We start from the raw sequence: 13,857 nt of genomic DNA, 5'->3' as shown, positions 1-13,857 counted from the left end.
CCGGCGACGAGTTCCACTACTCCGACCTGGTGGCCCGCGCGTACGACACCGACCACCATCGGATCCGGCTGGCCGACGACGACCTGGCGCCCGCCGTCCGACGGGCCGTGCTGGCGATGACCGAGCCGATGGGCAGCCACGACGTGGTCGCCTTCCACCTGCTCTCCGAGCAGGTGGCGCAGCACGTGAAGGTGGCCCAGTCGGGGCAGGGCGCCGACGAGGTGTTCGCCGGCTACGGCTACCACCAGCCACTGGTCGAGGCACCCCGGCACGGCGCCGCCGAGACGTTCGCCGCCGCGTTCTTCGACCGCGACCACGACGAGCTGCGCCGCATCGTCGGCCCGGCGTACGCGCTGGAGCACGACGCCAGCCGGGACCTGCTCACCCGGCACCTCGCCGCGCCCGGTGCGCAGACCGCGCTGGACGCCGTGTTGCGCCTGGACACCCACCTGATGCTCCCCGACGACCCGGTCAAGCGGGTGGACAGCATGAGCATGGCGTGGGGTCTGGAGGTGCGCACACCCTTCCTCGACCAGGACCTGGTCACCCTGGCCGCGCACTGCCCGCCGGAGCACAAGGTCGGCCAGGGTGGCAAGGGCGTGCTCAAGGAGGTCGCCCGGGAGGTGCTGCCGGCCGAGGTGATCGACAGGCCCAAGGGCTACTTCCCGGTGCCGGCGCTGCGCAACGTGGACGGCCCGGTGCGCGAGCTGGTCGCCGAGGCGTTGCAGGCGCCGGCCGCGCGCGAGCGCGAGCTCTTCCGCCCGGAGTACGTGGCACATCTGCTGGCCGATCCGGACCGGGCGGAGGCCGCGGCCGGCAGCAACAAGCTGTGGCAACTCGGCCTGCTGGAGCTGTGGCTCCAGACCCACGACATCCGCTGATCCCGGTGGGCCGTTACGGACGGGCGGGCGGTCAGCTGGCGGCGGTGCGGGCGATCAGATCGTCGAGGACCACGCGCAGGTCTCCGGTGCGCTCCAGCACCCGCCGCTGCCGGGTGGCGCCGGTGCCGTCGCGACGCAGCCGGGCGAGCTGCGCCAACACGTACCCGAGGTCGCCGTGGCGCAGCAGGGCCGGGGCGATCACCGCCATCATCTCGTCGACGAGCGCCCAAGCGGGCCGGGTACCGCCGGCACGCAGGTCGATCAGCTCGCCGTCGAGACCGTCGTGGGCAGCCCGCCAGTGCGCCGCGGCGACCAGGCAGTCCCGGACGTTCGGCGCGTCCACCCCGGCGCGTACGTCGTCGGCGAGGGTGGCGACGAGGGACCGGACCAGCGCGGCGACCAGCACCGCGTCGTCCACCTCGGTGCAGACGTCACCGACCCGCACCTCCACCGTCGGGTAGGTCGACGACGGCCGGGCGTACCAGTAGACCATCGCCGCGTCGAGCATGATCCCGCCGGCGATCAGCTCGTCGACGGTGCTGTCGTAGTCGGCGCTGGAGTCGAAGTACGGCGTCGGTCCGATGCTGGGCCAGCGTTCCAACTGCATCGAGCGCCAACTGGCGTGCCCGGTGTCGTACCCGTCGTGCAGCGGCGAGTTGGTGGTGATCGCCTGCACCACCGGAAGCCACACCCGCAGGTGGTTGCACACCTGCACGGCCAGTTCCCGGTCGGGCAGGCCGACGTGCACGTGGCAGCCGCACACCGCCGGGTCGTGCGCCACCGGCCCGTACCGGCGCGACATCGCGTGGTAGCGCGGTTCGTCGGGGACCGTCCGGTGCGGCTCGGCCACCGGGGTGGCACCGACCGCCACCAGCCGAGCCCCGGCCGCCGTGGCAGCGTCGGCGGCGGAGCGGCGCAACGCCACCAGGTGCGCGCGCAGTTCGGTGAGGTCGGCGCAGACCGGGGTGACCATCTCCACCATGCTGTGCCGGAACTCCTGGCGGCTCTGCTCGCGGGCGGGGCCGCGAAGGGCGGCGAGCACCTGGTCGGCGACCGGCAGGTTCCGGCCGCTGTCCGGGTCGAGCAGCAGGAACTCCTCCTCCACGCCGAGCGTGAGGGTGGACAGGTCGGGCGCGGTGTCGACGGCGGTCGGTCGGTACGCCATGGCCCCTCCCATCCACTGCTGCGGCGGAGCCTCGGATTCCCGGCCGCCCCTGCGGCAAACGCGCCCTCAGGGCGTTGCCAGGGCCGTCGCGCATGCGGTGAGAAAGGCCCGTTCGGCCGCGTTGTCCGTCAAGGCGACAGCCATCCGGTACGCCTCGACGGCCTCCCCGCCCCGGCCGAGCCGAGCCAGCAGGTCGGCGCGGACCACGTGGTAGACGTGGTAGCCGACCAGGTCGAGGCGGTCCACCTCGATCAGCGCGACCGCCGGTCCGGACAGCTCGGCGAGCGCGACGGCCCGGTTCAGCGCCACCACCGGGCTGGGGGCGACCACCCTCAGTTGGTCGTACAGCGCAAGGATCTGCGCCCAGTCCGTGTCGGCGGCGCGCCGCGCGGCGCTGTGCACGGCGGCGATCGCGGCCTGGATCTGGTACGGGCCCGGCCGGTCGCGGCGCAGGCAGCGGCGCACCAGCGCCTGGCCCTCGGTGATCAGCTCGGCGTCCCACCGGGCCCGGTCCTGGCGCGGCAGCGCCACCAGCTGACCCTCGGCGTTGGTCCGCGCGTCGCGGCGGGACTCGGTGAGCAGCATCAACGCGAGCAGCCCGAGCGCCTCCGGCTCGTCCGGCATCAGCTCGACCAGCAGCCGGGTCAACCGGATCGCCTCGGCGCACAGCTCGGCGCGGACCAGGTGTGGGCCGGCGCTGGCCGTGTACCCCTCGTTGAAGATCAGGTAAAGCACCGCGAGAACCGCGTGCAGCCGGTCGGGCAGGTCGGCGTCGCGGGGCACCCGGTACGGGATCCCGGCGTTGCGGATCTTCGATTTGGCGCGGACCAGCCGCTGCGCCATGGTCGGCTCCGGCACCAGGAAGGCTCGGGCGATCTCGGCGGTGCTCAGGCCACCGAGCAGCCGCAGGGTGAGGGCGACACGTGTGCTCGGGGCGAGCGCCGGGTGGCAGCAGGTGAAGATCAGCCGTAGCCGGTCGTCGTGCACCGGTCCCTCCTCCACGGGATGGTCGGCGGCGTACAGCAGGGCCGCCTGGGCGTGCCGGTCGACCCGGGACGCGTCGCGGCGCAGCCGGTCGATCGCCCGGTTCCGGGCCGTGGTGATGATCCAGCCGGCCGGACTGGGCGGCAGGCCGGTCGTCGGCCAGCGCGCCACCGCGACCACGAAAGCCTCCTGGACGGCCTCCTCGGCGAGGTCGATGTCGCCGAGGAGGCGGACCAGGACGGCGACCGCACGGCCGTACTCGGCGCGGAACACCGCCTCCACGTCGGGCACTGTCAGTCGCCGGCCCCGCCGTGGAAGGGGCGCACCTCGATCGGCAGGGTGGTGGCCAACGCGTAGCGGCGACCCCAGTGCAGGGCGGCGTCCAGGTCCGGCACGTCGATGATGGTGATGCCGCCCAGGTACTCCTTGCCCTCCACGAACGGGCCGTCGGTGACCAGGACGTCGCCGTCGCGGGCGCGCAGCACGGTGGCGGTCTCCGGGCCGTGCAGTCCCTGACCGAAGACCCACGAACCGGTGGACGCCAACTCGTCGCGCATTTCGCCGAGCTGACGCATCACCCCGGCCAGGAACTCCGGGTCCGGGGGTAGCTCACCCTGCGGCTGATGAAGGCTGAGCAGGTACAGCGTCATCGTTCCTCCTCGCGGGGGGCCGGCCCGTCGCCGACCTCTCATCCTCCACACGATCGGCCGCCGCCCGAATCGACAGGCCGGCAGAAATTTTCTGCGGCCAACCCGGTCATGGTGTGTGCCGCGACCGGAGCCGGTAGCCATGCCTGCGACGGTTCTGGGTAGACCCCGGTGTGACCGACGGCTTGCGGGTGGTCGTGGTCGGCGCCGGCTTCTCCGGGCTCGCCGCCGCGCTGGCGCTCACCCGTGCCGGCGCCCAGGTGCGATTGTTGGAGGCCCGCGACCGGGTGGGGGGTCGGGTGCTGACCCGGTGGCTGCCGGAACCCACGCAACTCGACCTGGGTGCGCAGTGGATCGGTCCGACCCAGGACCGGATGTACGCGCTGGTCGCCGAGCACGGGCTGGGCACCTTCGCCTCGGCATCGACCGGCGCGCCCACAGTGCTCTGGGCCGGTGCGCGCCGGGCCGAGCCGCCGGCGCAGGTGGGCCGGGTGCTGGGCCTGCTCGACGAGTACGCCGCGCGACTGGACCCGGCCGAACCCTGGGCGACGCCAAAGGCCGCACTGTGGGACCGGACGACCCTCGGCGGGTGGCTCGCCGCCACGGCCGGGGACGACGACATCGCCGACTACCTGGGGCGAGTGCTCGCCGGCGGGCTGCTCGCCACCGGCGCGGACGAGTTGTCCCTGTTGCACCTGCTGTTCTACCTGCGCAGTGCCGGCGGGACCGGACCGTTGCTGGGGATGGCCGGCGGGGCACAGCAGGACCGGATCGTGGGCGGGCCGCCAGCGCTGGCCGAACGGATGGCCACCGCCCTACCGCCGGGCGCGCTCACGCTGGCCGCGCCGGTGCGGGCCATCGAACAGACAGTCGACGGCGCGACGGCGTGGACCGACACCGGGCGCGTCGACGGCGACGCCGTGGTGGTCGCGCTGGCCCCGGCGCTGGCCGGCCGGATCCGGTACGACCCGCCGCTGCCCCCGCTGCGTGACGGGCTCACCCAGCGCATGCCGATGGGTTCGGCGCTGAAGGTGCACGCCGTCTACCCGGAGCCGTTCTGGCGTGCCGCCGGGTGCTCCGGGGTGGCCACCACCAGCGCCGGTCCGCTCACCGAGACGGTCGACAACTCCACCCCGACCTCACCGATCGGGGTGCTGACCGGGTTCAGCTACTCCACCGACGCCGCCACGCTGCGCGGCATGTCCCCCGCAGGGCGTCGGCGATGCCTGCTGGAAGCGTTCGCCGACGTGGTCGGGCCACGAGCCGAGGACCCGGTGGATCTCGTCGAGTACGACTGGTCCGCCGACGAGTGGACCAGAGGCTGCTTCTCCGGCGCGCTCACCCCGGGCACCTGGCGGACGTACGGCCCGCACCTGCGGACGCCGGTGGGGCGGGTGTACTGGGCGGGCACCGAGACGGCCACCCGCTGGAGTGGCTATCTGGAGGGCGCGGTGCGCGCCGGTGAACGGGCGGCGGCCGAGGTGCTGGCCGGCTGAGCGGCACGACCGCGGCCGGCCCGGTCTCGGCGGGACCGGGCCGGCCACGGCCCTGGGTGCCACCCGGCCGACCCGGTCACAGCGGACCGGGTCGGCGCGGGCGCCCCGGTCAGGGGTAGGTGGTCAGGTACACCGTCTGGTTGGCCGCGTTCGCGGTGCCACCGGCGTTGTTGATCACCCGATTGATGGTGCCGACGCCACCGAGCGAGACGGTCACCATGTTCGTGAACCGCACGTTCGGGTTGGTGGGCACCTCGAAGGACCGTTCCTCGACCACGGCCGGGTTGACGTTGAAGTAGCTGTAGCTACCCAGCCCGTACGCCTGGTGACTGGTCACCGAATCGGCGACCTTGTACGCGGCGTAACCCCGGGTCGACCCGTTCATCCAGGCCGCCTGGTTCGGTACGTCGTAGGGCAGCTCGTTCTGGTAGAAGTACGTCCGCCCGCCGTTGCCGTTCCAGATGGTCTGGTACTTCTGGTAGTGCTCGACGAAGAGGCCGTACATGGTGACGTTGTCGCCGTTGACGGTGAGCCCGGTGTCGGCGGTGTTCAACGTCCACCCGGTCGGTACGCCGCTGGCGGCGTGGTCGGCCCGCCACAGCCACATGTGGTCGCCGATCACGTTGTCGCTGTTGACCGTCAGCGTGTTGGTGGCCCTGCCGACGTGCGGCCCGCCGATGCGGAAGAACACGTCGTGCAGCGAGGTCGGGTTCGAGGCGTGGCTCGCGGACGAGCCGGACGGCCCGACCTCCATCAGCACCGGCGAGTTCGTGGTGCCGGCCTCGAACATGATGCCGGCCACCTTCACGCCGTCCACATCGGCCACCCGCATGCCCACCGTGCCGTTGTCGGCCTGGATGGTGGCCAGGCCGAGGCCGAGGATCACCGTGTCAGCCCGGTTGACCTGGATCGGCTCGGTGATCCGGTGCACGCCCGGCGTGAAGAGCAGGTGCTTGCCCTGGGCGAGGGCGGTGTTGATGGTGGCGGCGCTGGTGCCGGGCTGGACGACGAAGAACTGCGACAGCGACAGCGACGAGCCGGCCGGGGTCTTGTTGTACCAGCTGGTGCCGGTGGAGTTGGTGCGCAGCGCGGGCACGAAGACCCGGTACTCACCGCTTCCGGTCACGTAGAGGAACGGCTTCTCCCGTACCTGCGGGGTCTGCGGGATCACCGTGTGCGACGGGTTGGGGAAGCTGGGCGCGGGAGCGCCGTTGACGCCCTGGAAGACCATGTTCCACACCGAACCGGTCCAGCCGTTGCCGAACTCGCTGTTGCGGGAGTACCACTGCTGCTGCGAGCCGGAGACGACGAGGCCGTCGATGCGGGTGTCGGCCAGCAGGCCGCCGCTGGACCAGCCGTCGCCGCCGTTCCAGAGTTGGATCTGGTTCTGCGCGCCGCGCAGGTGCATCCGCCGGTACGGCGCCGCCTGCGACACCGCCCAGCGCTCCACGGTCTGCCCGGCGGGCAGGGTGACCGACAGGTTCTCGGCGGCCCGCCAGAAGTTCTGGGTGGCGTTGCCGCCGAACCAGAACGCCTCGGCACGCACGTGGCCGTTGAGGTTGACGTCGTCGGGGCTCATGCCGAGGCCGGCGACCTGGGTGAAGAAGCCGAGGTTGACGTCGGCGGTGTAGGTGCCGGGCTTGAACAGCACCGCGTAGCGCTGCGGGCCGAACTGGTTGGTCTCCTGCTGGGTGAAGAGGGTGTTCAGTCGACTCTGGATTGTCGACGTCGGGGTGCTCGGGTCGAAGACGAACGTGTTCGACCCGAGGTTCGGGTTGTACGGGTCGGTGGGCGTCACCGGGGGCTCGTTGGTGCCGCCGCTCTCGCCGTAGACCTGGAACTCCCAGAGCGAGTAGCCGTAGCCGGTGCCGCGGGCGGTGCCGTACATGCGGACGTAGCGGCCGGCGCCGGAGACGGTGAGGTTCTGGGTGCCGCCGGTGCCGGTGGTGGTCGAGTAGATCGTGGTCCAGGTGGACCCGTTGTCGGAGGTCTGGAGCTGGAAGGCCCGGCCGTAGGCGCCCTCCCAGAGCAGGTTGACCTGGGTGATGGTGGCGCGGGCGCCCAGGTCGACCTGGAGCCACTGCGGGTCGCTGAACGCGCTGGACCAGCGGCTGCCGGTGTTGCCGTCGACAGCGGCGGCGGCGGGGGTTCCGCCGTTCTCGGTGGACGAGGCGGTGGCCGTACGGCCCTGGGACAGCAGGACGGGGGCGGCCTGCGCGGGTGCGGTGGCTCCGGTCGGCGTGAGCGCCGCGACCAGGGCCACGGTGAGCCCGACGAGCAGGTGGCGCACGGCCCGGGGACGCGGGCGTACGGATGTAGCACGAGATGTCATGACATCGCCTGTCGATAGGGGGTTACGGGTTGCCGCACGGATGGGATCGGACTCGCCCGTGACGCCGTGGATGGTGCCGCCGACGCGGTGCCGCGGGGAGGAGAGCGCTCTCGTAGGAGTGTTGCGGCGAGATTGCGGCGGCGTCAAGACATCGATCTATAACTTCGTTATTTATCCCGAGGATTCTTTTTGGGTAATTTGCCGTCGGCCTGCGGAGTCGTGCTCCGTCAGCGTCGGACGCCACCCTCGGTGAGGAAGCGGGCGATCGGGAGGGTTGCCGCGCCCAACGCCACCGCGTCCACCCCGAGCCGGCACAGCTCGATCGACGCCTGCTCGTACGGCTGGCGCAGCGCCTGCCGGCCGGCAGCCTCCCGCACGGCCGGCAGCAGGTCGCCGAGGGCCATCGCCGCCCAGCCGCCGAGCACCACGCGCTCCGGGTTGAACAGGTTGATCAGGTTCGCCACCCCGGCACCGAGGTAACCCGCGGTCTCCTCCAGGACCCGTCGGGCGGTGGCCGAGGTCTCGGCGGCGGCGACCAGCGCGGCGATCTGAGACTCCTCGTCCTCGCCCGGCACCTGTCGACCCCGGCGCGCCTCGCGGTAGCGGTCGATGATCGCCTCCGCCCCCACGTACGCCTCCAGGCAACCGCGCGCGCCGCACCGGCAGACCCGGCCGCCGTACACCAGGGTGGTGTGCCCCCACTCCCCCGCGCTGCTGGACGCGCCCCGGTAGGTGGCGCCGTTGGTCACCACCGACGCGCCGACACCGGAGCCGACCAGTGCGAAGACGGCGTGCCGGGCGCCCCGGCCGGCACCGAACCACATCTCGGCCTGGCCCAGGGTCTTCGCGCCGTTGTCGATGTGCAGCGGCAGGTCGGTGCCGGCCCCGATCAGACGCTCCAGCGGCACCCGGTCCCAGCCGAGGGCCTGGGCGTGCACGACGGCCTCGGTGCCCTGCTCGACCACGCCGGAGACGCCGATGCCGACGCCGAGCACGTCGCCGGCGGTCACCCCGGCCTGGCCGGTGACCGCGTCGATGCCGGCCAGCACGTGCCCGGCCACCAGGTCGGGCTCGGTACGGGCCGGGTCGAGCGGGTACTCGATGCTGGCCAGCAGGGTCATCGCGAAGTCGAACAGCTCCACCCGGACCCGGGTCTCGCCGACGTCCACGCCGATCACGAAGGCGAAGCGGGGCGCGATCCGCAGCAACATGCTGGGCCGGCCGCCGTCGGACTCGGCGGCGCCGGCCTCGGCGACCAGCCCTTCGTCGATCATGTCGGCCACCACGTTGCTGACCGCGGGTTGGCTCAGCCCGGTGCTGCGCACCAGGTCCTGCCGGGTGAGCAGGCCGTCCAGGAAGAGCTTGGTCAGCAGGGCGGACCGGTTGCGCAACCGCACGCTGCGGTTGGTGGCACGCGCCAGCTCCACTCGTCACCTCGTTCCCGTCGGCCGTTCGAGGCGACTGTAACCGCCTCGTGCTTGACGACCCACCTGCCAGCAACTTTAATGACGACATAAATTAAGCCGTGATGTAACTCCCGGGAAACGCCGACGGACCCCGACGGCGCACCCCCGAACCCTGTCCGCGGCCGGCCCCCGTCACCCGACCCCTATCGGTGACGAAGACCGGCGGACCCCCACCACGCACCGGAAGGGCTGACCCGTGTCGAGACGACACCTCGGGATATTCACCGCCGCCGTACTGGCGGCCGCCTCGCTGACCGCCTGCGGAGGCTCCGGCGACGACTCCGCCGCATCACCCAAGACGCTCACCTACTGGGCCAGCAACCAGGGCGCCAGCCTGGAGGCCGACAAGACCATCCTCCAGCCGGAGTTGGACAAGTTCGAGAAGCAGACCGGGATCAAGGTCACCGTCGAGGTGGTCCCCTGGTCGGATCTGCTCAACCGCCTGCTGGCCGCCGCCGCCTCCGGCAAGGGCCCGGACGTGGTCAACATCGGCAACACCTGGTCGGCGTCGTTGCAGGCCACCGGCGCGCTGGTCGAGTTCGACGACGCCGCCCTGCAGGCCGTCGGGGGCAAGGACCGGATCGTGCCCGCCGCGCTCGCCGCCGCCGGCGCCCCGGGCAAGCCGCCGGCCGCCGTGCCGCTCTACAGCATGGCGTACAGCCTGTACTACAACAAGAAGTCGTTCGCCGACGCCGGCATCACCGCGCCGCCCACCACCTGGGAGCAGGTCGTCGAGTACGGCAAGAAGCTGAGCACCGGCGGCAAGTGGGGCCTGGCGATCGAGGGCGCCAACCCGTCGGAGAACGCCCACCACGCGTTCACCTTCAGCCAGCAGTACGGCGGCGAGTGGTTCGACTCGGCCGGCAAGCCGACCTTCGACACCCCGCAGAACGTGTCGGCGATCAAGCGGTACATCGACTTCATGGCCGCCGACAAGATCACCAACCCGAGCAACGCCGAATACGCGCAGAACCAGTCGGTCTCCGACTTCGCCAACGGCAAGGCCGCCATGCTGCTGTGGCAGTCCGCCGGGTCGAACCTGAAGACGCAGAACATGCCCGCCGACGCGTACGGGGTGGCCCCGGTGCCGTTCCTGGCCAGCCCGCCGGCCGGCGGCAAGAAGGTCAACAGCATGGTCGCCGGGATCAACATGGCGGTCTTCAAGCACACCAAGAACAAGGACGGCGCGCTGAGCTTCGTCAAGTTCATGACCAGCGACGAGGAGCAGACGCTCCTCAACAAGACGTACGGCTCGCTGCCGGCGGTGAAGACCGCGGCCTCCGACCCGGCGTTCAGCGCGACGGAGCAGAAGACCATCCAGGAGACCCTGGTCACGACCGCGGCCCCGCTGCCGCAGGTGCCCGATGAGAGCACCTTCGAGACCCTGGTCGGCACCGCGATGAAGGAGTTGTTCGCCGACGCGGCCAGCGGCAAGCCGGTCACCGAGGCTTCGGTGAAGGCCAAGCTGACCGACGCGCAGCAGAAGATGCGCTGACCGAGGCGTGACCGGTGGCCGTGGTCGGGTGCTGAACCCGACCACGGCCACCGCCTCCGAGAGGACCCTGATGGCAACCAGCACCACCGCGCCGGACGCCGACCGACGCGAATCCCGGGCCGGATCACCGACCCGGAAGCCGGCCCGCCGGCCCCGCGGCCCCCGCCGCTCACTTCTGCCGTACCTGCTGCTCGCACCGGCCGTCGTGCTGGAACTCGCCATCCACGTGATCCCGATGGTCGTCGGGGTCTGGATGAGCCTGCTGGAGCTGACCCAGTTCCACATCCGCGACTGGTCCACCGCGCCCTTCGTCGGGCTGGAGAACTACCGGGCGACACTCGACCTGAACAGCGCCGCCGGCAAGGAACTGCTGCACTCGTTCTGGGTCACCCTGGCCTACAGCCTGCTCTCGGTCGGGTTCGCCTGGCTGCTCGGCATCTCGGCGGCGGTCGTCCTGCAACGGCCGTTCCGGGGACGCGCGATCCTGCGGGCGCTGTTCCTCACCCCGTACGCGCTGCCGGTCTACGCCGCCGTGATCACCTGGAGCTTCCTGCTGCAACGTGACACCGGCCTGGTCAACCACGTGCTCGTGGACCAGCTCGGGCTGATGAACGAACGGCCGTTCTGGTTGATCGGCGACAACAGCTTCTGGTCCCTGCTGGTGGTGTCGGTCTGGCGTAACTGGCCGTTCGCGTTCCTGTGCCTGATGGCCGGGTTGCAGAACGTGCCCGGTGAGCTGTACGAGGCCGCCGCGATCGACGGCGCCGGGTTCTGGCGCCGACTGCGCTCGGTCACCCTGCCGATGCTGCGGCCGGTCAACCTGGTGCTGCTGCTGGTGCTGTTCCTGTGGACGTTCAACGACTTCAACACCCCGTTCGTGCTGTTCGGCGGCTCCGCGCCGGAGCAGGCCGACCTGATCTCCATCCACATCTACCGCAGCTCCTTCAAGACCTGGGACTTCGGCTCCGGGTCGGCGATGTCGGTGGCGCTGCTGCTGTTCCTGCTGGTCGTCTCGGCCGCGTACCTGCTGATCACCAACCGTCGGAGGGACGACCATGCGTGAGACCGCCGGCGAGCGCTGGGGCCGGCGCATCGTGCTGACCCTGCTCACCCTCTTCGTCGTCATCCCGCTCTACGTCATGGTCACCTCGGCGGCCAAGCCGTTGCAGGACGTGCAGAACGGCTTCACCTGGTGGCCCAGCCGGCCCACCCTGCAACCGTTCATCGACATGTGGAGCACCGTGCCGCTGGCCCGGTACCTGGTGAACAGCCTGGTGGTGTCGAGCATCGCGGCGGTCTGCTCGGTGGCGGTGGCCATCTTCGCCGCGTTCGCGGTGAGCCGCTACCGGTTCCGCGGTCGCGGTGTCTTCTCGGTGACCGTGCTGTCCACGCAGATGTTCCCCGGCATCCTGTTCCTGCTGCCGCTGTTCCTCATCTACGTCAACCTGGGCAACGCCACCGGCATCGAGCTGTACGCCAGTCGCACCGGCCTGGTCATCACGTACCTGACCTTCTCGTTGCCGTTCTCGATCTGGATGCTGGTCGGCTACTTCGACTCGATCCCCCGGGGTCTGGACGAGGCGGCGCAGGTCGACGGCGCCGGTCCGCTGCGCACCCTGTTCCAGGTCATCCTGCCGGCCGCCGTGCCCGGCGTGGTCGCGGTCACCGTGTACGCGTTCATGACCGCGTGGGGTGAGGTGCTCTTCGCGTCGGTGATGACCGACGAGGGCAGCCGCACCCTGGCCGTCGGCCTGCAGGGCTACTCCACCCAGTTCAACGTCTACTGGAACCAGATCATGGCCGCCTCGCTGGTGGTCAGCATCCCGGTCGTCGTCGGGTTCCTGGCCCTGCAGCGCTACTTCGTCGCCGGCCTCACCGCCGGTGCGGTCAAGTGAGTCATCCAACCCCAGAGGAGAACCGACCCGTGCCCGACCTGTCCAAGCTGCCACCCGACTTCCTCTGGGGTGTCGCCACGGCGGCGTACCAGATCGAGGGGGCCGTCGACGTCGACGGCAGGGCACCGTCCATCTGGGACACCTTCTCGGCGACACCCGGCAACGTCGACAACGGCGACACCGGCGCGGTGGCCTGCGACCACTACCACCGGTGGCCGGAGGACCTGGCGTTGCTGCGCCGACTCGGCGTGGACACGTACCGTTTCTCGGTGGCCTGGCCCCGGGTCATGCCCGACGGCGTCGGGCGGGTCAACGCCGGCGGGCTGGACTTCTACGACAGGCTCGTCGACACGTTGCTCACCGACGGGATCCGACCGTTCGTCACGCTCTACCACTGGGATCTGCCGCAGGTTCTGCAGGACTCCGGCGGTTGGCCGGAGCGGGCCACCGCCGAGGCGTTCGCCGACTACGCGGCGGTCGTCGCCGGCCGCCTCGGTGACCGCGTGACCGACTGGTGCACCGTCAACGAGCCGCTCTGCGTGTGCTGGATCGGGCACCTGGAGGGCAACATGGCCCCCGGCGAGCGCGACCTCACCCGCGCCGTGCACGCCTCGCACCACGTGCTGCTCGGGCACGGCCTGGCCACCCAGGCGATCCGCGCCAACGCCGCCCGGCCGGCCTCGGTGGGCCTGGTCGTCAACCTCAGCCCGATCGAGGCGGCGACCGACCGACCCGAGGACGTCGCGGCGGCCCGCCGGGCCGACGGGCACGTCAACAGGTGGTGGCTGGACCCGATCCACGGGCGCGGCTACCCCGCCGACATGATCGCCACGTACGGGGTCGAGCCGCCGGTACGCGGCGACGACCTGGCAGTGATCGCCACGCCGACGGACTTCCTCGGGGTGAACTACTACTTCCGTCAGCTGGTGGTCGACGATCCGACAGGTCCGGCGCCGTTCGCGAAGCAGGTGCCGGTGCCCGGCTCGGTGGAGACCGCGATGGGCTGGGAGATGTACCCGGCGGGCCTGGAGCGGCTGCTCGTCGACGTGCACGAGGAGTACCGGCCGGGCCGGATCATCGTCACCGAGAGCGGCTCGGCGTGGCCGGACGAGGTCACCCCGGACGGCACTGTCGAGGACAAGGAACGCACCGACCACCTGGAGCAGCACCTGGCCGCGTGCGCGTCGGCGGTGGCCCGAGGGGTTCCCCTGGACGGCTACTTCGTCTGGTCACTGCTGGACAACTTCGAGTGGGCGTACGGCTACGACAAGCGCTTCGGGCTGGTGCACGTCGACTACGCCACCCAGCGCCGGACGGTGAAGGCCAGCGGTCTGCGCTACGCCGAGGTGATCCGCGCGCACCAGCGGCTCGCCCGCACCACCGGCACCGCGACTCCGGTGGCCTGAACGGGGGCGGTGCGAGCGGCCGCCCGGGGGGGGGGCCCCCGGCGGGCGGGGTGGGGGCCAGGGGGGGGGAAAACCCCCCCCCCGGAGGGA

The 13,857-nt window shown here is 71.3% G+C and carries 11 protein-coding genes; 6 read left to right on the top strand and 5 right to left on the bottom strand.

From position 1 onward, the window contains the following. Positions 1-881, top strand: an 881-nt coding sequence (locus ABZ749_RS14975) for an asparagine synthase-related protein (protein ID WP_357227813.1), incomplete at its 5' end; no start/stop codon positions are given. A 31-nt stretch (positions 882-912) separates the two neighbouring features. Here ABZ749_RS14975 and ABZ749_RS14970 read toward each other — a convergent pair. The 3 genes from ABZ749_RS14970 to ABZ749_RS14960 form a co-directional block, all read right to left on the bottom strand. Further along, positions 913-2,046 carry a glutamate--cysteine ligase gene (locus ABZ749_RS14970; RefSeq protein ID WP_357227810.1) on the bottom strand — a complete coding sequence of 378 codons (1,134 nt, stop codon included), beginning with the start codon at positions 2,044-2,046 and terminating at the stop codon, positions 913-915. Positions 2,047-2,112: 66 nt separating this feature from the next. Next, the gene (locus ABZ749_RS14965; RefSeq protein WP_357227808.1) at positions 2,113-3,321 is read right to left on the bottom strand and encodes an RNA polymerase sigma factor; all 1,209 of its coding nucleotides are present in this window, start codon (positions 3,319-3,321) and stop codon (positions 2,113-2,115) included. Between the two features lie 2 nt (positions 3,322-3,323). Continuing rightward, the gene (locus ABZ749_RS14960) at positions 3,324-3,680 is read right to left on the bottom strand and encodes a YciI family protein (protein WP_357227805.1); all 357 of its coding nucleotides are present in this window, start codon (positions 3,678-3,680) and stop codon (positions 3,324-3,326) included. A gap of 170 nt (positions 3,681-3,850) precedes the next feature. Here ABZ749_RS14960 and ABZ749_RS14955 point away from each other — a divergent pair, with 170 nt between their 5' ends. Further along, positions 3,851-5,173 (top strand): FAD-dependent oxidoreductase, encoded by a 1,323-nt coding sequence (locus ABZ749_RS14955; RefSeq protein WP_357227802.1) that lies wholly within the window; start codon positions 3,851-3,853, stop codon positions 5,171-5,173. 109 nt (positions 5,174-5,282) lie between these two features. On the opposite strand, the gene ABZ749_RS14950 is transcribed toward ABZ749_RS14955, so the two are convergent. Further along, entirely contained in the window at positions 5,283-7,505 is a 2,223-nt protein-coding gene (locus ABZ749_RS14950) for a discoidin domain-containing protein (protein ID WP_357227800.1), read from the bottom strand. A gap of 227 nt (positions 7,506-7,732) precedes the next feature. Continuing rightward, positions 7,733-8,932, bottom strand: a complete 1,200-nt coding sequence (locus ABZ749_RS14945; RefSeq protein ID WP_357227797.1) for an ROK family transcriptional regulator — start codon at positions 8,930-8,932, stop codon at positions 7,733-7,735. Positions 8,933-9,167: 235 nt separating this feature from the next. Here ABZ749_RS14945 and ABZ749_RS14940 point away from each other — a divergent pair, with 235 nt between their 5' ends. The 4 genes from ABZ749_RS14940 to ABZ749_RS14925 all read left to right on the top strand — a co-directional run bounded on the left by ABZ749_RS14940 (position 9,168) and on the right by ABZ749_RS14925 (position 13,767). Continuing rightward, a complete protein-coding gene (locus ABZ749_RS14940) occupies positions 9,168-10,466 on the top strand; it encodes a sugar ABC transporter substrate-binding protein (RefSeq protein ID WP_355007348.1) in 1,299 nt (432 codons plus the stop codon). Between the two features lie 70 nt (positions 10,467-10,536). Beyond that, entirely contained in the window at positions 10,537-11,529 is a 993-nt protein-coding gene (locus ABZ749_RS14935; RefSeq protein ID WP_357227792.1) for a sugar ABC transporter permease, read from the top strand. Continuing rightward, positions 11,522-12,361 (top strand): carbohydrate ABC transporter permease, encoded by an 840-nt coding sequence (locus ABZ749_RS14930; protein WP_091398610.1) that lies wholly within the window; start codon positions 11,522-11,524, stop codon positions 12,359-12,361. The genes ABZ749_RS14935 and ABZ749_RS14930 overlap by 8 nt, the downstream gene beginning before the upstream one ends. 29 nt (positions 12,362-12,390) lie before the next feature. Continuing rightward, positions 12,391-13,767, top strand: coding sequence for a GH1 family beta-glucosidase (locus ABZ749_RS14925; RefSeq protein WP_357227790.1), 1,377 nt, complete (start codon positions 12,391-12,393; stop codon positions 13,765-13,767). Positions 13,768-13,857: the final 90 nt, after the last annotated feature.

The organism is Micromonospora sp. NPDC047753, assembly GCF_040642735.1.
Lineage (GTDB): Bacteria > Actinomycetota > Actinomycetes > Mycobacteriales > Micromonosporaceae > Micromonospora.
This window is presented reverse-complemented; position numbering and strand designations above follow the sequence as displayed.